25 protein-coding genes, 1 tRNA gene and 1 pseudogene are annotated in these 20,757 nt (G+C 37.2%); 13 read left to right on the top strand and 14 right to left on the bottom strand.

What is annotated here, in order from left to right; genetic code table 11:
- Positions 1–7 precede the first annotated feature (7 nt).
- The 5 genes from CYP51_RS02095 to CYP51_RS02075 form a co-directional block, all read right to left on the bottom strand.
- Entirely contained in the window at positions 8–805 is a 798-nt protein-coding gene (locus CYP51_RS02095; protein ID WP_103624182.1) for a UDP-N-acetylmuramate dehydrogenase, read from the bottom strand.
- Positions 802–1,071, bottom strand: a complete 270-nt coding sequence (gene fliQ / locus CYP51_RS02090; protein WP_223154231.1) for a flagellar biosynthesis protein FliQ — start codon at positions 1,069–1,071, stop codon at positions 802–804. Before fliQ ends, CYP51_RS02095 begins: the two co-directional genes overlap by 4 nt.
- Positions 1,068–1,883, bottom strand: a complete 816-nt coding sequence (locus tag CYP51_RS02085) for a menaquinone biosynthesis family protein (RefSeq protein ID WP_440588227.1) — start codon at positions 1,881–1,883, stop codon at positions 1,068–1,070. Before CYP51_RS02085 ends, fliQ begins: the two co-directional genes overlap by 4 nt.
- Positions 1,884–1,995: 112 nt before the next feature.
- Positions 1,996–2,493, bottom strand: coding sequence for a chemotaxis protein (locus CYP51_RS02080; protein WP_103624180.1), 498 nt, complete (start codon positions 2,491–2,493; stop codon positions 1,996–1,998).
- Between the two features lie 8 nt (positions 2,494–2,501).
- Entirely contained in the window at positions 2,502–3,590 is a 1,089-nt protein-coding gene (locus CYP51_RS02075; protein WP_103624179.1) for a nicotinate phosphoribosyltransferase, read from the bottom strand.
- 129 nt (positions 3,591–3,719) lie between these two features.
- Here CYP51_RS02075 and modA (CYP51_RS02070) point away from each other — a divergent pair, with 129 nt between their 5' ends.
- Both modA (CYP51_RS02070) and CYP51_RS02065 read left to right on the top strand, forming a co-directional pair.
- Complete coding sequence (gene modA, locus CYP51_RS02070; RefSeq protein ID WP_103624178.1) at positions 3,720–4,418, top strand: molybdate ABC transporter substrate-binding protein; 699 nt, start codon at positions 3,720–3,722, stop codon at positions 4,416–4,418.
- 8 nt (positions 4,419–4,426) lie between these two features.
- A complete protein-coding gene (locus CYP51_RS02065) occupies positions 4,427–5,086 on the top strand; it encodes a molybdate ABC transporter permease subunit (RefSeq protein WP_103624177.1) in 660 nt (219 codons plus the stop codon).
- 6 nt (positions 5,087–5,092) lie between these two features.
- Here the strand turns inward: CYP51_RS02065 and CYP51_RS09755 are convergent.
- Positions 5,093–5,190: transfer RNA gene (locus CYP51_RS09755), tRNA-Sec, on the bottom strand.
- Between the two features lie 76 nt (positions 5,191–5,266).
- Between CYP51_RS09755 and CYP51_RS02060 the strand changes: the two genes are divergently transcribed.
- Positions 5,267–5,842: a BON domain-containing protein gene (locus CYP51_RS02060; protein ID WP_103624176.1), complete on the top strand. Its 576-nt coding sequence runs from the start codon at positions 5,267–5,269 to the stop codon at positions 5,840–5,842.
- A 7-nt stretch (positions 5,843–5,849) separates the two neighbouring features.
- Here the strand turns inward: CYP51_RS02060 and CYP51_RS02055 are convergent, their stop codons facing one another.
- The 3 genes from CYP51_RS02055 to CYP51_RS02045 are packed head-to-tail and all read right to left on the bottom strand — an operon-like array spanning position 5,850 to position 9,609.
- Positions 5,850–8,294, bottom strand: coding sequence for an efflux RND transporter permease subunit (locus CYP51_RS02055; protein ID WP_103624175.1), 2,445 nt, complete (start codon positions 8,292–8,294; stop codon positions 5,850–5,852).
- Positions 8,294–8,896: a Tgt2/MlaC family protein gene (locus CYP51_RS02050; RefSeq protein ID WP_087577886.1), complete on the bottom strand. Its 603-nt coding sequence runs from the start codon at positions 8,894–8,896 to the stop codon at positions 8,294–8,296. Before CYP51_RS02050 ends, CYP51_RS02055 begins: the two co-directional genes overlap by 1 nt.
- Before the next feature lie 2 nt (positions 8,897–8,898).
- A complete protein-coding gene (locus CYP51_RS02045) occupies positions 8,899–9,609 on the bottom strand; it encodes an MlaA family lipoprotein (protein WP_103624174.1) in 711 nt (236 codons plus the stop codon).
- Between the two features lie 165 nt (positions 9,610–9,774).
- Between CYP51_RS02045 and CYP51_RS02040 the strand changes: the two genes are divergently transcribed.
- The 9 genes and pseudogenes from CYP51_RS02040 to CYP51_RS09965 all read left to right on the top strand — a co-directional run bounded on the left by CYP51_RS02040 (position 9,775) and on the right by CYP51_RS09965 (position 15,344).
- On the top strand, positions 9,775–10,557 hold the full coding sequence (locus CYP51_RS02040) for a TOBE domain-containing protein (RefSeq protein ID WP_103624173.1): 783 nt from the start codon (positions 9,775–9,777) through the stop codon (positions 10,555–10,557).
- On the top strand, positions 10,558–11,313 hold the full coding sequence (gene modA, locus CYP51_RS02035; RefSeq protein WP_103624172.1) for a molybdate ABC transporter substrate-binding protein: 756 nt from the start codon (positions 10,558–10,560) through the stop codon (positions 11,311–11,313).
- Positions 11,310–11,705, top strand: coding sequence for a TOBE domain-containing protein (locus tag CYP51_RS02030; protein WP_103624171.1), 396 nt, complete (start codon positions 11,310–11,312; stop codon positions 11,703–11,705). The genes modA (CYP51_RS02035) and CYP51_RS02030 overlap by 4 nt, the downstream gene beginning before the upstream one ends.
- A complete protein-coding gene (locus CYP51_RS02025) occupies positions 11,702–12,559 on the top strand; it encodes a sulfate/molybdate ABC transporter ATP-binding protein (protein WP_103624170.1) in 858 nt (285 codons plus the stop codon). The genes CYP51_RS02030 and CYP51_RS02025 overlap by 4 nt, the downstream gene beginning before the upstream one ends.
- Positions 12,556–13,233, top strand: coding sequence for a molybdate ABC transporter permease subunit (gene modB, locus CYP51_RS02020; RefSeq protein ID WP_103624169.1), 678 nt, complete (start codon positions 12,556–12,558; stop codon positions 13,231–13,233). Before CYP51_RS02025 ends, modB begins: the two co-directional genes overlap by 4 nt.
- Positions 13,234–13,281: 48 nt before the next feature.
- Positions 13,282–13,779, top strand: a complete 498-nt coding sequence (locus CYP51_RS02015; RefSeq protein ID WP_103624168.1) for a redoxin family protein — start codon at positions 13,282–13,284, stop codon at positions 13,777–13,779.
- A gap of 8 nt (positions 13,780–13,787) precedes the next feature.
- Positions 13,788–13,916 (top strand): hypothetical protein, encoded by a 129-nt coding sequence (locus CYP51_RS09975; RefSeq protein ID WP_258032766.1) that lies wholly within the window; start codon positions 13,788–13,790, stop codon positions 13,914–13,916.
- 12 nt (positions 13,917–13,928) lie between these two features.
- Positions 13,929–14,246 (top strand): annotated as a pseudogene (locus CYP51_RS09970) (class I SAM-dependent methyltransferase); the annotation flags it as partial.
- A 36-nt stretch (positions 14,247–14,282) separates the two neighbouring features.
- Positions 14,283–15,344 (top strand): methyltransferase regulatory domain-containing protein, encoded by a 1,062-nt coding sequence (locus tag CYP51_RS09965; RefSeq protein WP_346209538.1) that lies wholly within the window; start codon positions 14,283–14,285, stop codon positions 15,342–15,344.
- A 26-nt stretch (positions 15,345–15,370) separates the two neighbouring features.
- Here CYP51_RS09965 and CYP51_RS02005 read toward each other — a convergent pair whose 3' ends face one another.
- Genes CYP51_RS02005 through CYP51_RS01995 form a run of 3 tightly spaced genes read right to left on the bottom strand, consistent with a single transcriptional unit; the run spans position 15,371 to position 18,617 of the window.
- The gene (locus tag CYP51_RS02005) at positions 15,371–16,177 is read right to left on the bottom strand and encodes a 3'(2'),5'-bisphosphate nucleotidase CysQ family protein (RefSeq protein ID WP_103624167.1); all 807 of its coding nucleotides are present in this window, start codon (positions 16,175–16,177) and stop codon (positions 15,371–15,373) included.
- A complete protein-coding gene (locus CYP51_RS02000; protein WP_085658676.1) occupies positions 16,174–17,451 on the bottom strand; it encodes a citrate synthase in 1,278 nt (425 codons plus the stop codon). Before CYP51_RS02000 ends, CYP51_RS02005 begins: the two co-directional genes overlap by 4 nt.
- A gap of 2 nt (positions 17,452–17,453) precedes the next feature.
- Positions 17,454–18,617, bottom strand: a complete 1,164-nt coding sequence (locus CYP51_RS01995; RefSeq protein ID WP_103624166.1) for a cation:proton antiporter — start codon at positions 18,615–18,617, stop codon at positions 17,454–17,456.
- 117 nt (positions 18,618–18,734) lie between these two features.
- On the opposite strand from CYP51_RS01995, the gene CYP51_RS01990 reads away from it, so the two are divergent.
- Positions 18,735–19,217 (top strand): hypothetical protein, encoded by a 483-nt coding sequence (locus CYP51_RS01990; RefSeq protein WP_103624199.1) that lies wholly within the window; start codon positions 18,735–18,737, stop codon positions 19,215–19,217.
- Positions 19,218–19,299: 82 nt separating this feature from the next.
- Here CYP51_RS01990 and crcB read toward each other — a convergent pair whose 3' ends face one another.
- Both crcB and CYP51_RS01980 read right to left on the bottom strand, forming a co-directional pair.
- Positions 19,300–19,653, bottom strand: a complete 354-nt coding sequence (crcB, locus tag CYP51_RS01985) for a fluoride efflux transporter CrcB (protein WP_103624165.1) — start codon at positions 19,651–19,653, stop codon at positions 19,300–19,302.
- On the bottom strand, positions 19,653–20,492 hold the full coding sequence (locus CYP51_RS01980; RefSeq protein ID WP_103624164.1) for a biotin synthase: 840 nt from the start codon (positions 20,490–20,492) through the stop codon (positions 19,653–19,655). Before CYP51_RS01980 ends, crcB begins: the two co-directional genes overlap by 1 nt.
- Between the last annotated feature and the right edge of the window lie 265 nt (positions 20,493–20,757).

The raw sequence follows: 20,757 nt of genomic DNA, 5'->3' as shown, positions 1-20,757 counted from the left end.
ATCATCCTTACAAAATGCAAACTTCGGTCTTAAGCTCTACGCCAAATTTCTCTAAAACTCTAGCCTTTGCCAAATTTATAAGGCTAGTGGCGTCCTCAAAGCTTGCGTGGTTAAAATTTATCAAGAAATTCGCATGCTCTTCGCTAAATTTCGCTCCGCCAATAGCGTATCCTTTTAGTCCAACTGCCTCTAGCAGCGCCCCTGCAAAGTGCCCCTCTGGATTTACGAAGCAGCTACCAAAGCTAGCCCCTTTTGGCTGATTTGCCCTCTTGGCACTTATAGCTTCAGATATGCTCGCGTCAAAGCCGCTATGAAGCTTAAATTTAGCTCCCAAAATAGTCTCATCTATGCCGCTATGTCGGTAGCTAAAGTTTATCTCATCTTTGCCCACCCAGCCACGAGCCAGACACACATGTGTGAGATTGTCGCTTATGCTAAATTTAAGTAGCCCAGCGTTCATTTTTATGAGCCCGCCAAGAGTGCCAGGGATATTTTTTAAAAACTCAAGTCCAGCGATGTTGTTTTGTTTTGAGAAGTTATAAATTTTGGCGGATTTCGTCGCAGCACCTATCTCAAGGTAAATTTTATCGCCTAAGCGTTCTAAATTTATATAGTCAAAGCTCTTGCCGAGCATCGCCATTTTTGGGGGATTTGGCGAGATAAGAAGGTTGTTGCCCCCGCCTATCATCACTGAGCCTAAAAAGTGAGGCGAGCTTAGATCTTTAAGGTTATCAACCTCAAAAATTTCATGCACACCGCCTATCCTAACCGAGGTAAATTTAGAAAAATCAACAAGCCTCGTCACTGGATAAATTCCGGTATAAAATCAAGCATGCGAGTGGTAAATTCAACCATCATCGAGATCATCCAAGGCATCAAAAATATGATGACAACGACAACTAGCAAAATTTTTGGCACAAAGCTTAGCGTGGTTTCGTTTATCTGTGTGGTCGCTTGAAAAATGGAGATGATAAGACCTGCGATTAGGCCGCTTAGCAGCATCGGAAGGCTGATGTAAAGGGCGATCTTAAAGGTTTCAACTCCAAGTGAGACAAGCGTACTTTGCATCAGCTAAACCTTGCTTCGTTGTATTCAGTTGGGATTAGGTAGTCATTTACGTCGATAGCTTTTTCAAAAAAGCCTTTGTCATAGCCTATTTGATATAGCTTATTTAGTGCTTTTAGTTGCGTTTCGTTCATGCTTATTGACTCGTCATTTGCGTATAAATTTAGATAAGTTTTAAGCTCCTCTTTGCCAACTCTGATGAGGTTTCGCTCCATTAGCATGTGAGATAAAAATGGCTTGTGTGAAGTGGCGACTCTAACAGCCTCACTAAGCACTCTCTCACACTCGATTGCGTCGGTTATCGGTAGGCTTCGTCTAAGCGCCATGCCACCAAGTGGAAGCGGTAAATTTTCGCCATTTAGCTCGCTCCAGATGTCCCAGATCTCACGCTCCACGCAGAGCTGGTCTGAGAAGTTTAAGATGCTTTCATGTATTAGCACGCCAGCATCGACTTCGCCGCTAAGCACGGCATTTTCGATCTCTAAGAAATTTTTATAAACGATCCTTGCCTCTGGGTAGGCTATGCGAAAGAGTAGGGCGTTTGTTGTGTTTTTGCCTGAGAGTGCGACCTTGAAATTTCTCTTTAGCTGCTTATCTTTTAGCTTGATAAGCTTTGGGCCATATCCTTTGCCAAAGCTCACCGCACAGCGTAAAAGCGCAAATTCATCGCAAATTTTTGGATAGAGCGCAAAGCTGATCGCTGTGGCCTCATAAGTGCCTTTTAGCGCCTCTTCGTTTAGTGTTTCTATATCAAGCGCCTTTGATGTGAAGGCTAAATTTTTACTGCTAACCCAGCCAAATTTGACCGCGGCATACATGAAAATATCGTCAGCGTCCGGCGAGTGAGCGACGTTTATGGTTTTTAGATTGTGCAAAGATGATCCTTTTTTTGATTACGCCATTTTAATGAAATTTATTTAAAATAAAGTTTTAAGGGCGGTTTTGAAACGATTTTACCAGCTTTGCCTCTTTGAAATTTAGCACGTATTTCACGTCTATGGCGTCTTTAGCACCTTTTCTTCGAGCTAGGATCGTTGAGTAAAATGGATGTTTGAGTTCTAGCATCTTAAGCAGTTTTTGATCGCTATCTTCTTTTTTTATATTTTCAACGATTATTGTCGTTATAAATTTGCCCTCAAACTCGTAAAATGGCCAGACTATCACGCCAGTATCGTTTGTTTTAAAATCATTTATTTTAGACTTTTTTGGGATATTTAGCATGGAGATGATCTTTTTATGAGGAATTTCTGCGTTTTGCACCGAGATCACCTTTACAAGTAGGTCTTTTTTGACACCGATACCATTTTGGCTAAAACGATAAATGCCGTCTTCAAAGATGCCAACCTTTTCAAAGGCATTAGCGTAGTTTGCGGCATTGCAAGCGGTCAGTAAAAGTGACAGAAACATTAAAATTTTTATAAATTTCATCTTTTCTCTTAAAATTTCACTCTTTTTATCCTATCTGAAGCGAAATTTTTTCTACCAAATTTAGCCTCATTTTTGCCGTTTAGCTCGACTAGATCGCCTGTAAAGCCACAAATATCATTTTTAACAAGATAGCTTCCCACGCCGTAAATATCAACCGGAGTGTTAAATTTCTCAAATTCACTCATTTTTTGCGGATTAAAGCCTGAGCTAACGACTATTTTAACGTGACTAAAACCAGCTTTATTAAGTGCCTCTCTTAGGGCAAATATAAGCTCCTTGCAAACGCCATGTGGGTCAAATTTACTCGTATCTTTGTCCTCAAAATACTTATCTATCAAATTTTTACTAGTATCAACCCTAACCGCGCCAAGCCTCTCTTTTAGGGCATTTGCAGCCTTTAAAGCGTCGGTGATCACGTCGTTGTTATAATCAACCAAGGCCGTAATCTGCTCGTTTTCAAAGGTTTTAGCGTAAATTTGGCAAGCCTTCACCACATCTCCGCCACACATTTGAATAAGTGCGTGAGGCATGGTGCCACCACCTTTTAGTCCTGTAAGCTCGCCCTGAGCGTCTGTGGCGACTTTTTTTATACCGCCGATAAATGAGGCATATCCGTCGCCTGGCTGCGTGCAGATGTCATCTTGCCTGTCTGCCATGCTAAAGACGTCCTTACCATTTGCCGCTCTTATCACGTCTCTAGAGTTTGTCGCCACGCAGCTTCTTCTAGTAAGTGTCGCGTCAATGACGTTTTCTAAAAAGCCGAAATTTTCATACTTGCCGCTTATCTTTAAAACTGGCTCGTTTGCATTTATGATATCGCCATCATAAAGTGCGTAAATTTCAAGCTTGCTTGGGTTTTTGGCAAATTTGTTGATGATAGCTAAAGCCTCGTCGATACCGCAAAGCATGATATCATCACGCCTTTGGAAAAACTGCATCGTCACGTGCTGATCTGGCAGATTTTGCTTAATTATCTCATTTACTTTTAGAAAGTATTTCGCCGTGAAGTAGCCCTCGCCAATCCTAGGATCTAGCCTAAAAGTCTTATCTGTTAGCCTCTCTATCTTGCCTTGCATCTTTAGCTCAAGTTCGTTCATGCCCATCCTTTTATTTTGTTGAGATTATACCATTTTGGCAAAAAGCCGAATAAGTTATAAAAATATATTTTAAGAATATATAAGAGTATATTTTATAAAATCGTGAAATTTTAATTTTAAAGGAAAAATATGAAAAAATTTTTACTTCTAATGGCTGCAATTTTTGCATTTGGCAATGAAAATTTGTTAGTAAGTGCTGGTGGCGGATATAAAAAGATAGTTGAGGCAGTCGCACAAAATCTCAAAAAAGATGGCGTAAATATCGACACTTCTTTTGCAAACATCACAGCTATCATGGCTCAGGCAAAAGAGGGCAAAACTGACGTGATCGTAGGCGATGAGGACTTTTTGAAAAAGTCTGATCTAAAGATCACCGAGTATGTAAATTTAGGCTCAGGCGCTTTGGTGCTAGCTACTAAAAAAGGTGTGAAAATTGAAAAAGTTGAAGAGTTAAAAGCGCTTTCCAAGATCGCTATGCCAGACGCAACAAAGACTGTTTATGGTAAAAGAGCAAATGAATTTATGCAAAAAGCAAATTTAAGTGGTGAGCTAAAGGATAAAATTTTAGCAGTTGCTGGCGTACCACAAGTCGTTACATATATATTAAACGGTGAAGTTGATGCTGGGTTCATCAACCAGACCGAACTAAATGCGCACAAAGACGAATTTAGTAGTTTTATCTTGATAGACAAAACCCTTTATGCTCCAGCAAACATCGTAGCTGCAAAGATTGAAGGATGCGATAAAAAGGCTGATTGCGTTAAATTTCTGGATGAGCTAAAAAGCGAGAGATCAAAAGAAATTTACACTAAATTTGGCATAAGATAAGGCTAAATTTGCAAGAGCTCACATGGGTGTTTGATCCTCTGATTTTAAGCATAAAGGTCATTTTGTGCCAAGGGGCTTTGCTCGTCGTTTTTGGGCTAGCTTTGGCCTATCTTTTGGCCTTTTATAAAGGTAAATTTAGAGCCATTTTAGAGATGATCGTAACTTTTCCTCTCATCTTTCCGCCCATTGCGACTGGATTTTTACTGCTTTACCTGCTTGGCAGAAATGGCATCATCGGCAAGGCTTTAAATTTAGAAATTATTTTTAGTTTTAAGGCTCTTGTGTTAGCTGCTTTTATAGCTTCGTTGCCGCTATTTGTAAAGCCTGTCGCTTCTGCTCTTGGCTCACTTTCAAAGAGCCTAAGTGAAGCAGCATACAGCCTTGGAAAAGACAAATTTCAAACAGCTATTTTTGTGCTTTTTCCATGTGTTGCAAAAAGCGTAGCAGCGGCTTTTATTTTGGCTATCTCACGCGGACTTGGCGAGGTTGGCATAACACTTATACTTGGCGGAAATATAATAGGAAAAACCGACACTATCTCGCTTGCCATTTATAATGCTGTATACGATGGCAAAAGCGATGAAGCACTTGTTTTAAGCCTTGTTTTGGTTGTGTTAAGTTTCATTTTGTTTGGGATTATAAATTTGCTTGATAAAGGTAAAATTTAGAGTGAGTGGCGAGAGGATGAGAGAATCGAACTCCCCACCAGACGGTCAACCGCCCAGTCATCGGGTTTGAAGCCCGTGAGCATCACCAGATTACTTTATCCTCCGTGTGCGTTATTTTAGCAGATTTAGATAAATTTTAGCCCATTTTATATAAACTTTTTTGAAATTACAAAAGGATTTCTGATTTTAAAATTTAGCGTTTTTGCATTTTTGGCTCTATTTTTTTGCTCTTGTTCCTCGGTTCTTTCTCCAGCAACTGCGCCGCTAAATGTATATGATGCGTACTCTATTTCGCGTGATAAACGTGGTATTTACTCGATCACAAGAGATAAATTTATACAAAGCAAATTGCAAAGCAAAATTTTATTTTCAAAAGGTCTTAGTAATATTGATATCGAGATAGAGGTTTTTTACGGAGATGCCTATCTGATCGGACTTGTTGATAGTAAAGAGCTTGAAGATAAGCTAGTAGAACTAGCCAAAAGTACAGATGGTGTGCGAAAAATTTATACCTATCTTCGTATCAAAAAGCCAGAATATCCATGCGATAGTCTAAAAATTCTTACAAACTTAAAGCAAAATCTTTTTAAAGATAGTATAGTTGAGGGCACAAATGTGCGTGTTAGCATCGTTGGCTGTGACGTTGTTTTTAGCGGTGTGGTAGATAGCATCGAACAAGAAAAGCACGCCATTTGGTATGCTAAGCACATTGACGATGTGGCCGATGTCTACTCGTTCATCAAAGTTATCAAATAAATTTAGCTTAAATATCGCTCTTTTTTACAAAGCTTGCTATTAGGCTTGGCAAGATGATTAGCGCGCCAAGAAGCATAAAAACCATAACAAGATCAGTTAGTAAGCCAAAATATATAGTTGGGATAAAGTTACTGGTTATCATCACGCTAAAGCCAAGAAAAATAGTGAACGATGTGTAATACATCGCATATCCGATGCTTGCGTGCGCGACTTTAATGCTCTCAAAAACGCTTTTTGTAAGCATTTCTTCTTTAAAGCGGTGTATGTAGTGAATGATATCATCAACGCCGATACCAATACTAATGGCTGCGATCGTAATACTCATCACATCAAGCGGAATGCCAAAAAATCCCATCACACCAAAGAGTGTACAAAGTGGGATTAAATTTGAAACTATCGCAATGGTTGCTAGCTTTATGCTTCTAAAAATAAAGCAAAATATGACAAAAAGTATAGCGACAGTTAGTCCAAAAGTATCAACTTGTGAGCTAAGTAAATTTTGAAGCATATTATTATAAAGCACCATCATTCCGGCCACTTCTATGCTTACATTATCATTTTTAGTAAGCTGTGCCAGCCCTTCTCTAAGCTCCTTTAGAAATAAATTTCGTCTAAGCTCAGAGTCACTATCAACGATCCTTATACTAAATCTAAGCTCATCATTTTCAATGCTCACATAAGGACTTAGTAAGATATTTTTATAATTTTGTGGCAATTTCTCATACATCGCAGCTAATAAAAAATCATCACTCGCGCCGTTATTTAACTCTTTTATGGCTTTTATAAGGGTTGCTAGCGAGCTTACATGTCCGACAAATTTTTGCTCTTTTAAGTAATCATGAATCTTCTCAGCAACCCTTGTGTGATAGCTATTAAACCAGTATTTTGCATCCTTGGCATTGCTTTCAAACTCATTTTCAAACTCATCTTGCTCGGTATTTTTATCTTGTTTTTGTTCTTTAAATTTCACTATCACATCAACTGGTATCGTGCCACCAAGTTTGGTATCAATAACTTGCATTCCTTGGCGGATTTCTGTGCTTTCTTTAAAGTAGCCTATAAAGCTATTTTCAACCTTTATCTTGCTGATACCATAAATGCCAAAACAAACGACTAGCACACAAACTACATAGATAATCTTTCTTGAGTTTAAGGCTAAATTTGCGCAGTATTTTGTAAATTTAAAGCTATTTTCAAAGGTTCTAATGGGAGCTAATTTTTTTAAATTTACGTTTATCGCGCCAAATAGCAAAAATGAAAGCACAAGCGAAACGCTAATGCCAGTGCTCATCATAATGCCAAGCATGATAACTGGCTTTATGTCAGCGCTCATAAGCGAGCTAAAGCCAATAACTGTGGTAAATATCGCCCAAAAAGATGGAAAGAATTTATCACGAAGCGTTAGATAAATTAGCTGATTTTGGCTATATTTTGGATGCTTTGCGAAAAATTCTCTATAGCTAACGACAAGGTGGATAACCGTTGAAATAGTAATGATGAGCTGAAGCGCGATGTAGTTTGAGCTAATGACCGTCACTTCCCAGTCAAATATACCAAAAATTCCGGTCGTAAAAATGGCACTTACGGCACATATAAACATCGGTAAAACGATCCATCTAACCTGCCTGAAAAATAGCCACAAACTAAAGCTAAGAAGAGCAAGTACGCTTAAGCCATAGACTAAAAGATCGCTCTTTATAAAGCCTATCATATCATCAGCGATCATATTTGCACCGCCTAAGAATAGCTCGTCATTTGCGTTAAATTTAGCTATGGTTGCTTTTATAGCCTCAAGGTTTTCGTGATCACTTTTTCTAAGCTCATCTCGGTAGGCTTTAAACTCATAGGCAAGAGCCTCTAGCTTAAGTCGCTCAGCTTGTGTGATAGTGCCGTTTGACTCTTTTTGGCTAAGTAAATTTCTTTCATTTACAAGCTCATTAAATTTCTCATCTTGTTTTAAATTTAGAGCAATCGCTGTGGTTTTTAGATCTTTGCTTATCAAATTTCCGCTATAAATCGGACTTTTGGCAAACTCGAGCTTTGCTTTTGGAATATTTATATCTTTATCTTGCAGCGTTGGAGTATGATCTAAGATACCAGTAATCCCCCCTTTTACACTATTTAAAAGTGGAATATTTATTATAGAGATGACGCTATTTACCATATCGTTTTTAGCTAGTTCATCGCCTAAATTTTTGATAAGTTCTAAATTTTTAGGTGAAAAAAGATCGTCTTTTGGGGTAAAAGCGACCACTAAAAATCCGGGTGAGTCGTAGCGTTTGGCTATCTCCCTATAAGCTTTTAAGTCAGGATCATGCTCAAGCAGTAGCGTTTCAGCTGACGCATCAACGCTAAGCTTGGTGCTAAGATAGCCAAAAACTACGCTTAAAGCTAAAATCAGAGCAATAATAAGCTTGTTTTTAGCAATGATAAATTTAAAAATTTGTCGCATTAAGGGTTAGTTTTATTTTGATCAGGCAAAACAGCTTCGTTTAGCTTTTGTAAAAGAGTATTGAAATCAGCGTTATTTAGCACATCGCCAAACTGACTTCTATAAGTTTGAATGATGCTTACACCAACGATATCAAGATCGTAAATGAGCCAACCACGCTCTTTAGCGTCATAAAATTTATAGACAAATTCGTAGCTCTTGCCATCATTTATAAGCTCAGATGTGAGCCAGTATCTATTTTTTTGAGGTTCGCTCTCGCCAGTTATACGTATCTCTTGATCTTTGTATCCTAAAAGTTTATCTATGTATGAGCTTTTTAGTTTTTGCTCAAATGCTGCGTCAAATTTAGCCTGCTCATCGCTACTTAGACTGTTGTAACGTTTACCAAGGCTTATCTTTGCCATTTGTTTATAGTCAAAAAATGGATCAAGAAGAGCAAAAATTTCTTTTGTCTTTGCGTTATTGTCTAAATTTGTATCTTTTAAAATTTCAATAACCTTTGTTGTTTTCATCTCTACTTCAGGCTTGATCTGCTCTTTTGAAATAGCAAAAAGACTAGTTGTAAAAAGTAAAATCATAGTTAGAATTTTTAAAATTTTCATATTTACTCCTTGATAAGCTTGTCGCGTCTTTGCTCGTAAGCATCGCGTAAAAATGGATAAAGATCAATAGCATCTTTTCTTAGTTTTTCATAAGCAGTTGGATCTTGTGAAAAGCTATTAAACGCTCTATATGACTTGATACCAGTTGATAAAAGTATGGGATCAACGTAGCTAATAGGATCAGCAAAATAATCTCCAACCATGCCACCAGTATCTCTTAAATTTGATGGTCCAATAAGTGGCCAAACGATATGAAAACCGCTGCCAAGCCCCCAATATCCAAGCGTTTGTCCAAAATCTTCATCGTGAGGTTTGAGGTTGTAGTATTTTGCTCCGTCTGTTAGTCCGCCAAAACCTATTATCGTATTTGCTAAAAATCTTAATGTCTCTTCACCAGCATTTTGAAATTTAAACTGAAGTAGATTGTTTACAAAGCGAACTGGGAAAAGCAGATTATCAAAGAAATTTGAAATCATTGTTCTAGCTGTTTTTGGCACAACATAGGCATAGCCTTTTGCCACTGGAGTTAGCATATTTACATAGATAAAGTCATTTGCATGTGTCATCATTCTATTGTAGCCACTAAGCGGGTCAAAAACATCTTTTCTTGCTTCAAATTCAACATCAAATTCGTCGCTTTCGCTATTTGTATTTATGTCAGTATTAGCACAGGCTAAAAGCAAACTAAAAAAGATAGAAAGCAAAAATTTCATACTAAGCCTTATTTTTATTTATAAAATGTAGCTCGATTTTATCTTTTAAAAACTTTACAAGAAATTAAGAGAAATTTATAAATTGGCTTAAATCTTTAAGCTTAAGGATTAATATAATTAGATATACTTCACAAATTATTCTTCAATATAGTAAAGGTAAAAATTTTGAAAGCAGATATAAATTTAGAACTATTTTTAGGCGAAGATACACAGGTTTTAGCTAAACATATTACATTATTAAAGGCCATAAAAGAGACAAAAAGTATCACAAAAGCAGCAGAACTGGTTGGTATATCATACAAAAATGCTTGGGACTGCCTTGATACGATAAATAACAAAAGTAGCAAGCCGCTTATTATTAGAGCTGATGGAAATAAAAAAAATAGTGGCTCCGAGCTAAGCGAGTATGCCGATAAACTGATAAAAATTTATGATGCCATTCTTGAGACTCAAAAGGACTTTTTACAAAAAATTTGTCAAAAAGTAGATTTTGAGGATGTAGATATTGTAAATCTTCAAAGAATGAATATGAACCTAAGTGCTAGAAATCAGCTCTCATGCGAGATTATTGGCATAAACCGCGGTGCGGTAAATTCTCAAATAGTTGCAAAACTAAGTAATGGCTGCACGCTTGAGTCAAACATCACGGTTGAAAGTGAGAAAAATTTAGGCCTAAAAGTTGGACAAAAAGTTATTTATATTTTTAAAGCTCCAGCTGTTATTTTGGCTAGGGATCTAGATATAAAAATAAGCACAAAAAATCAATTAAAAGGCGAAGTGATCGAAGCAAAGATAGGTGCTGTAAATGCTGAAATTACTTTAAAACTAAGCGATGAGCAGACTTTAACTGCCATCATCACAAAAGATAGTGCTATCCAGATGAAAATAGGTGTTGGCGATACACTTTTAGCAATAGTAAAATCATCTCAAATTATTATAGGAGTATAAATGAGAAAAGTTTTTAAATTTTTATGTGTGGCGGCTTTGCTTGCCATAAACGCATTTGGTGCTGAAGTAAATGTATATGCTGCGGCAAACACAACATACGCATTTCCAGAGCTCATAAAAGAGTTTAATAAACTTCATCCAGATGCCAAGATCAATCTAACTCTTGGTGCAAGTGGCGGTCTTGTTACACAGATCCAAAACTCGGCTCCAGCTGATATATTCATGGCTGCTGATATGGGCTTTGCGCAAAAAGCCTATGATACAGGCTTTGCAAGCACTGAGCCAAAAGTTTATGCACAAGGCGCTGTTGCTATTTTTTCTATTAGAAATGTTGATTTCAAAAAAGGTATTGAGGTTGTTCGTGGCTTAAAAGCGATCTCTATCGCAAATCCACAAACTGCACCATACGGCAAAGCTAGTATAGAGGCTCTTAAAAACGCAAAGCTTTATGACGAAGTAGAAAAAAATATCGTCTATGCTCAAAAAATTTCTGAAACTCTATCTCAAGCATTAAGTGCTTCTGATGTAGGTTTTATCGCTGCTAGCGCACTTTTTGATGAGAAAATGTCAAAATACAAAGAGGGCGTTAATTACATCTTTGTTCCACAAGAGCTATACACTCCGATCGATCAAGGCATAGTTCTTCTAAAACATGCCGATAAAAATGATGATGCAAAAGCATTTTACGAGTTTATCTTGGGCGATAAATCAAGAGAAATTTTCAAGAAATTTGGTTACAACGTTCCAGCTAAATGATAAAAGCAAAGATCGTTGGAATTTTAACTAAAGATGACGTTAGCTTATTTGAGCTAAAGGGTCTAAATTTAGAGGCAAATTTATTTATGCTAGTCTTGAATGAGGCTAGCAAATTCGCCTTAAATGATGAGATTGACTTAGGTTTTAAAAGCTCCGATGTTATCTTGGCAAAAGACAAACTAAATAATAGCTCGCTTGAAAACGAGCTAAAGTGCGTGATTGAAGCTATAAATTTTGGTGAAATTTTAAGTGTTATTAGCTTAAAGTGTGGCGAAATTTACTTCGAAGCTATTATCTCAAATCACGCATTAAAAACTATGAATTTAGGTGAAAACGATGAAGTCTTTGCCTATATAAAATCTACAAGCATTCACATAAGTACACAAAAATGATAGAAATTTCTTGTAAAAAAGAGCTAAATGGCGGTGGCGGAAAATTTTTACTTGAGGCTGATCTTAGCTTTGAAAGTGGCGATTTTGTCGCACTTTATGGAGCAAGCGGTGGCGGAAAGACTACTGTTTTACGCTTGATCGCTGGTTTTGAAGCACCACAAAGTGGCTTTATAAGAGTTGGGGATAAAATTTTCTTTGATGAAAAGACAAATTTGGCTCCACAAAAGCGAAATATCGGCTTTTTATTTCAAGACTACGCACTTTTTGAAAATATGAATGTCTTTAAAAATTTACTCTTTGCAAAAAATGATCTAGCTCTAGCGAACAAGCTTCTTGACATTTGTGGCCTAACAAGTCTAAAAAATACAAAAATTAGCACTCTTTCTGGCGGTCAAAAGCAACGCGTTGCTTTGGCTCGTGCGGTTATGAGAAAGCCTGAAATTTTGCTACTTGATGAGCCATTAAGTGCCCTGGATAACGCCATGCGTGAGAAACTTCAAGACTATTTACTCACACTTCATGATGAGTTTAAGATGAGCATTATTTTAGTAAGTCATGATATCGCTGAAATTTATAAGCTTTGCAATAAAGTCTTTGTCCTTGAAAATGGAAAAATTTCAAGATCGGGTAGTGCAAGTGAGATATTTTTAAAGAGTGCAGGATCGCAGAAATTTGCCTTTAACGCTAAAATTTTAGAGATAAAAAAACGTGATGCTATTTACGTGGCAAGTGTATTAATAAACCGCCAAATTTGTGAAGTGGTGCTAAGTAGCAGCGAAGCAATAAATCTAAAAGTAGGCGATATGGTAGTAGTTAGCACAAAAGCATTTAGCGTAAATTTGGAAAAAGCATGATAGACGAGTTAAAAAGTATCGATTACGAGCCATTTTGGCTATCACTAAAATTATCTTTCATAACAACTTTTATTTTATTTTTTGCCTGCATTGCACTTGCATATTTTATGTCGCAGAAAAAATTCTTTGGCAAATCATTTTTAGAGTCAATAATCTCACTGCCTTTGGTTTTGCCGCCAAGTGTTCTTGGCTTTTATCTGCTCATTTTTCTTTCGCCTTATTCGGCCTTTGGTAGATTTATTGAAGAAAATTTTGGGGTTAGGTTAGTTTTTAATTTCACAGGTCTTGTTGTGGCAAGTTGTATCTATTCATTGCCATTTATGTTTGGGCCGATTTATGCTGGGCTAAATAGCCTAAAAAAGAGCCTTTTTGAAGCGAGCTATAGTCTTGGTAAAAATAAGCTCACGACTATTTTTAGGGTGATTTTGCCAAGTATTAGATCAAATTTATTAACAGCTACTGTCGTTAGTTTTGCGCACACCATGGGCGAGTTTGGTGTTGTTTTAATGATAGGCGGTAGCGTAGCTGGAGAGAGCAAGGTTGCGAGCATTGCGATATTTGAAGCAGTTGAAATGCTTGATTACACCAAGGCTCATATCTATGCACTCTTGATGTTAATAATTAGCTTTTTTGTCCTTTTTGTAGTTTATCTTTTAAATTCTAAAAAAGCTTAAGACAAAGCTTATAAAGATATAATAGTAAAAAAATTTAAAGGATGAAGTATGATAAAAGTGCCTACAAGTATATATTTAAATACCCTAGACGGTAAGGAATTTGATTTTTCTACCTTTGCAAGGACACACGACTGCGTTATTTTTATCTACCCAAAGATAGGTGATGACTTTGAGCTTTTAAGCGAGGAACTGCAAAATACAGCTGGCATGAAGGGTTGCACCAAACAAGCAATAAACTACAAGAAATTTTTAAAAGATTTTAACGATCTTGGTTTCATGGTAGTGGCTATTGGTTCCCAAGATATCGCAGCTCAAAAGAAATTTCAAGAAGAAACTTCAGCTGGAGTTATGTTCTTAAATGATAGTGAGTTTATGCTTGAGAAAGCACTAGAACTTCCGGTTTTTTCTGCATCAAATGGTCATAAATTCTACTTTAGACAAACACTTATCATAAAAGATGGTAAGGTAAGGCGCGCATATATAGTGGATGATCCAGAAAATGATGCTAAAAATATGCTAGAAAAACTCAAAGAAAAAGACTACTAGGAGTTAAAATGAGTCAAAATAGCAAAATCGAAAAGTCTTATGACGAACTAACTTATAAATCAATAGCTTTTGCACAATCATCACCTTACAGGCTTGAAGCTTGCGCTACACTTCTTGGCATAAATCCGCCGCCATGAAAAAATGCAAGAGTTTTAGAGATAGGATGTAGCTTTGGTGGAAATTTGATCCCCTTTGCAGCGAATAATAAAAACGCAAAAGTAGTTGGTATAGACCTCAGTGGAGAGCAGATAAGGCGTGGGCAAGAGATCGTTAAAGAGATGAGGCTTACAAATTTAGAGCTCATCCATGGCGATATTTATGAGTTTAAGAGCGATGAGAAATTTGACTATATAATTGCTCATGGTGTTTTTAGCTGGGTACCTGACTTTGTAAAAGAAGCTATTTTAAAAGTTGTAAGAGAGAATTTAAGCACGAACGGCGTGGCATTTATCTCCTATAATGTTTATCCTGGTTGGAAAGTAAAAGATGTCATAAGAGACATAATGCTACTTGCTGCAAAAGACAAAGAAACAATGCAAGAGAAGCTAAAAGCGGCTAGAGAGGCACTTTTGGTTTATAAAGAGTATTTACTAACAAGAGATAAAGAAATTTATGAAAAGAAAATGCCGCTTACTATGCTTATATTCACAATAGAACATGTGCTTTCAAAAGATGACTTTTATATTGCTCATGAATTTTTAGAAGATGTAAATAATCCATTTTATTTTAAAGATTTTAATGCCATGCTTGCCAAAAATGAGCTTACTTATCTTTGCGAATATACGCTTGATGATATCTTTGTTCCAGACATTGGCATAGTCACAGTAGATGAATACAAAAACAATAAATTTAAAGATAGGATCGATTTAGAACAGTTTATGGACATAGTTAGCAATAAAGTCTTCAGACAAAGCCTAATAGTCCATAACAAAACTTATGAGAGTATAGCCAATAAGCAAATAGGCCCAGGCGATATTAATAAAATTCACGTTGTAGCAAATTTTACAAAGAAAGGCAATGAGTGGCAAGACAGTTGCTCCGTTATGCCACAAGACATCTCATGGCTTTGTGAGGTCTTTTATAAGATGTATCCAGCTAGCATAAACCTTTCTCAAATTTTAGAAATTTTACCAGAAGATAAACTCATGGTTTATAGCGCCTTTGTAAGAATTTTAACAAACTCATCTGATGCAATGATCCTAAAAGATGAGCAAAAAAATATCGAGTATAGGCCTGGCTACTCAAGACTTAGTGTAAATTTAACAAACTATGTAAAGTATTTTTTAAATCATAAAAATAACGCTGATGTTGCTTTTGCTAATAAATTTAGCATTTTAGGAAAATTTAATACCGTCGATTATTACATACTTTTGCTACTTGATGGCAAAAATAGTTTAGAAGAAATAGCAGCAAAGGCTTTGAAATTTATCAAAGAAAGTAACGAGAATATATTAGATATAGATGGGAAAGTACTTAAAAAAGATAAGGTTGCCGCAAACATAATGAACTATGTGCTAGGCACAGCAAAAATGGCTAGTACATTTTATCTACTAGAAGAAATTTAGTAAGCAAAAACGGATAGCAAGTAGCTTTAAATTTTACTTTGCCTATATAGTTGTGTGATTTTGTCTTTTAGATTTAGTATATTTTTTGAGAGAGCTATGAAAAATGGACTTTTTAAATCAGCAAGCTCATAGCTCATCTCTTTGCCGCTATTAGCGTCAAATACTTTTCCGCCACAAAAATTTACGAGCGCTTCTCCTGCTGCATTGTCCCAAAGGTAGCTTGGGGCAAATCTCAAATAAGCTCCACCAAATTCAACCAAACGACAAAATTTTATGGCAGATCCGATGCATCTTTGCTCAAAATTTAGGCTCTGCCCTATAAATTCTATCTCTTTGGCGTCGCCTCTTCTGCTTGAAAAGATTAGATTGCCTAAAATTTTATCTTTTTTGTTTAGATCAACTCTGTTTATGATCTCGTCATTGTCATTTAAAATTTCTTTAAAAGCGCCATTTTCATCAGCACAAAAAAGCTCTTTGCTAACCGGGATAAATATCACGCCAAGCACCAGTTTAGCTTTTTTTATAAGTGCTATGCAAACGCAAAATTCGCCGTTTCTAGCTAGAAATTCTTTCGTGCCATCAAGAGGATCTACGAGCCAAAACTCATCTTTGTCACTCTCTTGCAAGATGCTCTCTTCAGAGCAAATTTTTATCCCGCTTTTGCTTAGAATTTTTATTATCGCTTCATTTGCAGCTAGATCAGCGCTAGTTAGTGGCGAGCTGTCATCTTTTAGGCAGACTTTAAGAGCCGTATTATCTGCAGAGTAAAATTTCATTATTTGCGCTCCAGCATTAACGGCTGCTTTTTTAGCTAAATTTAGAAGCTCGCTCATTTTGGTGTTCTGTTTGTCTCTCCAACATAAAGCTGCCTTGGGCGGACGATCTTTATCGTATCTTGCTCTTTTAGCTCGATCCACTGGCTGATCCAGCCTGGAGTCCTGCCGATGACAAAGATTACGGCAAACATATTATTTGGTATGCCAAGCGCCTTTAGAATGAGCCCAGAGTGAAAATCAACGTTTGGATATAAATTTCTGCTTACAAAGTAGTCATCATTTAGCGCGATCTCTTCGATGCGGTTTGCGATCTTGATAAGCTCTGAGTTAATGCCTATCTCATCCATAAGCTGATCTCTCATCTTCTTAAGCACTTTTGCGCGAGGGTCAAAGTTTTTATAGACCCTATGGCCAAAGCCCATTAGCCTAAATGGATCGTTTTTATCCTTTGCTCTAGCGATGTATTTATCGACATTTGCGACTGAGCCTATCTCTTCGAGCTGACGTATAACGCCCTCGTTTGCCCCGCCGTGAGCCCAGCCCCAAAGCGCTCCAATACCTGCACTTATACATGCGTATGGGTGAGCATGCGTTGAGCCAACGGTTCTAACAGTCGTAGTCGAAGCGTTTTGCTCGTGATCTGCGTGCAGCATAAAGACCGTGTCAAGTGCTTTTATCTCGATAGGCTTAAGATCGACGTGCTCGTATGGATAGCCCCTCATCATGTAGAGGAAATTTTCAGTAAAGCCACGATCTAAATTTGGATATATGATAGGAAGGCCACGTGAGTAGCGGTAGCTAAAGGCTGCAATCGTTGGAATTTTAGCGATTATACGCATAGCCATCTCGTGATACTCTTCGGGTTTATCCATATTTAAGTGATCTGAGTAAAAGGCACTTAGCGCTGAGACCGCTGCTTGCAATATCGCCATAGGGTGAGCTTTGTCTGGAAATGCGTCAAATAGCTTCATCATACCTTCATGTATAAAGCTTCTTTTTTTAAGCTCGGTTTTAAAATTTATATACTGATCATTTGTTGGAAGCTCTTTGTTTAAGAGTAAGTATGCCACATCTAAAAATGTCTTATTTTCGGCCAAATACGCGATATCATAACCTCTATACATTAGCTCGCCTTTTAAGCCGTCTATATAAGTTATCGCAGAGCGACACATCGCAGTTGAAGTATAGCCTCTGTCAAAAGTAAACATTCCAGTATCACTAAAAAATGTCGAGATGTCTATCACGTCAGGCCCCATAGTGCCTTTTAGTATAGGAAACTCGTAACTCTTGCCGGTTCTGTTATCAGTTAGTGTAGCTGTATTTGATGACATTTTTACTCCTTACTTCTTGATTGCATTAGAAATTTTATAATTATTGTCCCTATTATAGCTTGAGCTAGGCTTGCTAGGATAAAAGATGAGTAAGAATAATCACTTATTTCACCTGATTTGTGTGCGATAGTAGCAACTGCTACTAGAAGTGTTAGTGGCATGGATTGTGAGAGAGAAAACAAAAATATCCCCTTAAATCCTAATTTTCCTACAAATAACACACTTGAAAAAAGCCTTGTGGCAAGCATCGCACAAAATATAAAAATAGCATCTTTTATCACTTCATTTGAGCTTAGGCTTGAGAGCTTGAAAGTTGAGCCTATGTGTATAAAAAATATCGGTACCAAAAATCCAAATCCAAAGCTTGAAAGCTTGTGCGGTAAGTCTTTTTTATGGTCAAAAAATGTCGCTATAAACATACCTGCGATAAACGCGCCAAAGGCAACTTCTAAATTCAAATAAAGCATAAGTGCAATCATCGAAAAAAACACCGCAATGCTTAACCTAATATCTTTTTCATCCTTGTCATAGTGTGGCATAAGGATCACTTTAAGCCCTGGATACCACCAAAAAAGCACATCTAAAATTTTAAAGCTAAGTACGCTGATAGCTAAAAATAAGATCAAATAGCCAATCGTTAGCCATAAATTTATACTAGCTCCAAACTGCAAATAGGCTGCTATAAATGTCAAAAGCGTAATGCTTATAAGCTCGCCAATAGTTGCAATAAGCATGCTTAAATTTAGCCATTTCACATCCCTGCCATACTCTTTAAACAGCGTAAATATCATACCAACGGCCATTATCGGTATAATGATAATATAAAGCAAACTAAGATCAAAACTAAATGTAAGTGCAGTTGCTAGCGAGTAGATGAGGGCAAGATAGATAAGTCCCAGACGTAAAATTTTACGGTCAATGTTTATAAGCATTCTAAGATCGATCTCCATGCCAGCTAGAAACATCAAAAAGAAAAAACCAACTTCGCTAATTAGCTTAAACATCTCATTTTCGCCGACAAGCCCGATGTAGCTAGCTAGTGCTCCAAGTATTATCTCAGCAGGAGCGACAGGAATGCGTAAAATTTTAGAAATATAAGGCGAAGCAAAGACGATAAATGCCAAAACGACAAGAATACTAAGCTCGCTAGCTTGATGTAACTGCAAAAAGATCCTTAAATTAAAAATGTTTGATTGTATAAAAAGCTTTGTTATTTTTTGATTAAGCTAAGCGATTTTTGGGCAAAATGGCGACAAATTTTTAAAAATTTGGAGTGCAAATTTATGCGTAAATTTCTATTTTTTGTCTTGATGCTTTTTGGAATTTTTGGCTTTACAGACGAGCTAAGTTTGGTTCAAAGTTTTAAATTTGATGGAAGTATTTTTTATAAGAAAAATATAGCCAAAGATGAGAGTTTTTACTTTTTAAAAAATGAAAATTTTGATGAGCATTTTGTAGGCTTTAGAGTGAAATTTGATAAAAATATAAAAAGTGGAAGTATGCTTGCTGAGCTAAAAAAGAAGATTAAAGAGGCTAAAGAGGTGCTTTATAGTGAAGAGAATGATCAAATTTTAGCTCTCATAAAAGATGAAATAAGTAGTAAAAATATAGAAATAATCCACTTTTTACTTAAAAATGATGGAGTCTTAATACTTTCATATGAGAGAATTTATGATCCAAAAACTCTGGTAGATGGGCTTAAGCCTGTACTTTTAAGTGAAGCTAGAAATTTTATGCTTCAGATGCCAAAGGTAGAAGCTAGGTAGAAAGGTGGATGTGGCGGTATTTTGCACTGCATGCGATTAAGAAAATCTAGCAAAATTTAAACTCTATTAAATTTGCAAACTCTCATAAACTCTTGCCAAGCAAAATTCCGAGATAGCTTGCAAGTAGGCAAAGAACAAGGTTTAAAAAGATATTTAAAAAGCCTTTTACTAGCTCGCCTTCTAGTAAAAATTTCACACTATCAAGGCTAAAGCTTGAAAATGTCGTAAATCCGCCAAGTACACCAACGACCAAAAATACTCTTGCGCTTTGGCTTAAATTTAAACAAAACAAAACGCCGGTAATGAAGCTACCAAGCACGTTTACACCAAGCGTGGTTAGCGGAAGGTGACTAAATTTTAGAAGCTCGCCAGCTAAAAACCTGCATCCAGCTCCGATAAAGCCTCCAAGCCCTGCGAAAAGCAAATTTGCAAGCATTAGTGGCAGATACTTGCGAAGCTAAAACCGCGCTTTGTAAGCTCCTCGATATCCTTGCTAGCTTTCTCGCCTTTTGCGGTGAGATAGTCGCCTATCACGATCGCATCGGCGCCATTTTCAAAGATCTCGTATTGTCTATCGCCTAAAATTTTCTCCCTACCACCAGCTATCATGACTCTAGTTTCTGGTAGATCTCTTTTGGTCTCACACACTATTTTTAGGGCTTCATCCGCACTAAGAGGAGGCAGGTCAAGACTCAATGCTTCATTTTTAATGAAAAAATTTATCGGTGACGAAAATGGCTCAAGCTCTTTTAAACTAGCTCTAAAGCTAACCCTATCAGCCTCGCTCTCGCCAACGCCGTAAATACCACCGATGCAAAGCATGAGCCCAGCTCTTTTTGCATCTAAATTTGTCTGATATCTCTCGTCCCAAGTGTGAGTTTTACAAATTTTTGGGAAAAATTCTCGGCTTGTTTCAAGGTTGTGGTTGTAACTAAAAACGCCAGCCTTTTTAAGCTCGCTAAGCTGCTCGTAAGTTGCCATGCCGTTACATGCGATGAGCATCAAATTTGGCACTTCTTTGCTCACGGCTCTTGCTAAAGATGCGATATAGTCGGTCTTTTTGTCATTTAGTCTAGCACCGCTTGTGACCAAACAAAAGCCAAGAGCGTGGTTTTTATAAGCCATTTTGGCTTCGTCCACCACCTGTTGCACGCTTTTTTCTTTAAATTTTGAGATATCGGCACCAGCTTTGGCACTTTGTGTGCAGTAAGCGCAGTCCTCGGCGCAGTTTCCTTGAGTGACTGAGCATATCGCACAGAGCATAATTGTTTTCATTTTTCATCCTTTTTTGGGGCGTATTATAGCTTTGATAGGTTTAAAATTTAAGTAGGATGGTTTATGAATTTGCAAAAAAGTTTGATGAAATGTATAAATTTATTTTTATTCAAAAAAAGGTGGGGGCAAAGGGGCTTGAATTTTGCTTCGCAAGCTCGCAACTGCATGGCAGACACGAAGTCGCCCCCTTATCTCCCTTTAGATCCCTCAATCCCCTCGCACGTTCAAGGTGCATGCAATGGTGCTGGCGCACTGCATGCGGTCT

Source organism: Campylobacter concisus (genome assembly GCF_002912895.1).
In the GTDB taxonomy this organism is placed as follows: Bacteria; Campylobacterota; Campylobacteria; order Campylobacterales; family Campylobacteraceae; genus Campylobacter_A; species Campylobacter_A concisus_G.
The sequence above is the reverse complement of the archived record's forward strand: the minus strand, read 5'-3'. Positions and strand labels throughout refer to the sequence as shown.

Excerpts from the sequence above, each read along its gene's own strand:
- CYP51_RS09975 (WP_258032766.1), top strand. The coding sequence starts at position 13,788 with ATGAGTCAAAATAGCAAAATCGAAAAGTCTTATGACGAACTAACTTAT.
- CYP51_RS02045 (WP_103624174.1), bottom strand. The coding sequence starts at position 9,609 with ATGAAATTTTTGCTTTCTATCTTTTTTAGTTTGCTTTTAGCCTGTGCT.
- CYP51_RS02005 (WP_103624167.1), bottom strand. The coding sequence starts at position 16,177 with ATGAGCGAGCTTCTAAATTTAGCTAAAAAAGCAGCCGTTAATGCTGGA.
- CYP51_RS02085 (WP_440588227.1), bottom strand. The coding sequence starts at position 1,883 with ATGTATGCCGCGGTCAAATTTGGCTGGGTTAGCAGTAAAAATTTAGCC.
- CYP51_RS02055 (WP_103624175.1), bottom strand. The coding sequence starts at position 8,294 with ATGCGACAAATTTTTAAATTTATCATTGCTAAAAACAAGCTTATTATT.
- CYP51_RS02030 (WP_103624171.1), top strand. The coding sequence starts at position 11,310 with ATGATAAAAGCAAAGATCGTTGGAATTTTAACTAAAGATGACGTTAGC.
- CYP51_RS01980 (WP_103624164.1), bottom strand. The coding sequence starts at position 20,492 with ATGAAAACAATTATGCTCTGTGCGATATGCTCAGTCACTCAAGGAAAC.
- CYP51_RS02000 (WP_085658676.1), bottom strand. The coding sequence starts at position 17,451 with ATGTCATCAAATACAGCTACACTAACTGATAACAGAACCGGCAAGAGT.
- CYP51_RS02075 (WP_103624179.1), bottom strand. The coding sequence starts at position 3,590 with ATGAACGAACTTGAGCTAAAGATGCAAGGCAAGATAGAGAGGCTAACA.
- CYP51_RS02015 (WP_103624168.1), top strand. The coding sequence starts at position 13,282 with ATGATAAAAGTGCCTACAAGTATATATTTAAATACCCTAGACGGTAAG.
- modA (WP_103624178.1), top strand. The coding sequence starts at position 3,720 with ATGAAAAAATTTTTACTTCTAATGGCTGCAATTTTTGCATTTGGCAAT.
- CYP51_RS02050 (WP_087577886.1), bottom strand. The coding sequence starts at position 8,896 with ATGAAAATTTTAAAAATTCTAACTATGATTTTACTTTTTACAACTAGT.
- CYP51_RS09965 (WP_346209538.1), top strand. The coding sequence starts at position 14,283 with ATGCTACTTGCTGCAAAAGACAAAGAAACAATGCAAGAGAAGCTAAAA.
- crcB (WP_103624165.1), bottom strand. The coding sequence starts at position 19,653 with ATGCTTGCAAATTTGCTTTTCGCAGGGCTTGGAGGCTTTATCGGAGCT.
- CYP51_RS01990 (WP_103624199.1), top strand. The coding sequence starts at position 18,735 with ATGCGTAAATTTCTATTTTTTGTCTTGATGCTTTTTGGAATTTTTGGC.
- modA (WP_103624172.1), top strand. The coding sequence starts at position 10,558 with ATGAGAAAAGTTTTTAAATTTTTATGTGTGGCGGCTTTGCTTGCCATA.
- CYP51_RS02025 (WP_103624170.1), top strand. The coding sequence starts at position 11,702 with ATGATAGAAATTTCTTGTAAAAAAGAGCTAAATGGCGGTGGCGGAAAA.
- modB (WP_103624169.1), top strand. The coding sequence starts at position 12,556 with ATGATAGACGAGTTAAAAAGTATCGATTACGAGCCATTTTGGCTATCA.
- CYP51_RS02080 (WP_103624180.1), bottom strand. The coding sequence starts at position 2,493 with ATGAAATTTATAAAAATTTTAATGTTTCTGTCACTTTTACTGACCGCT.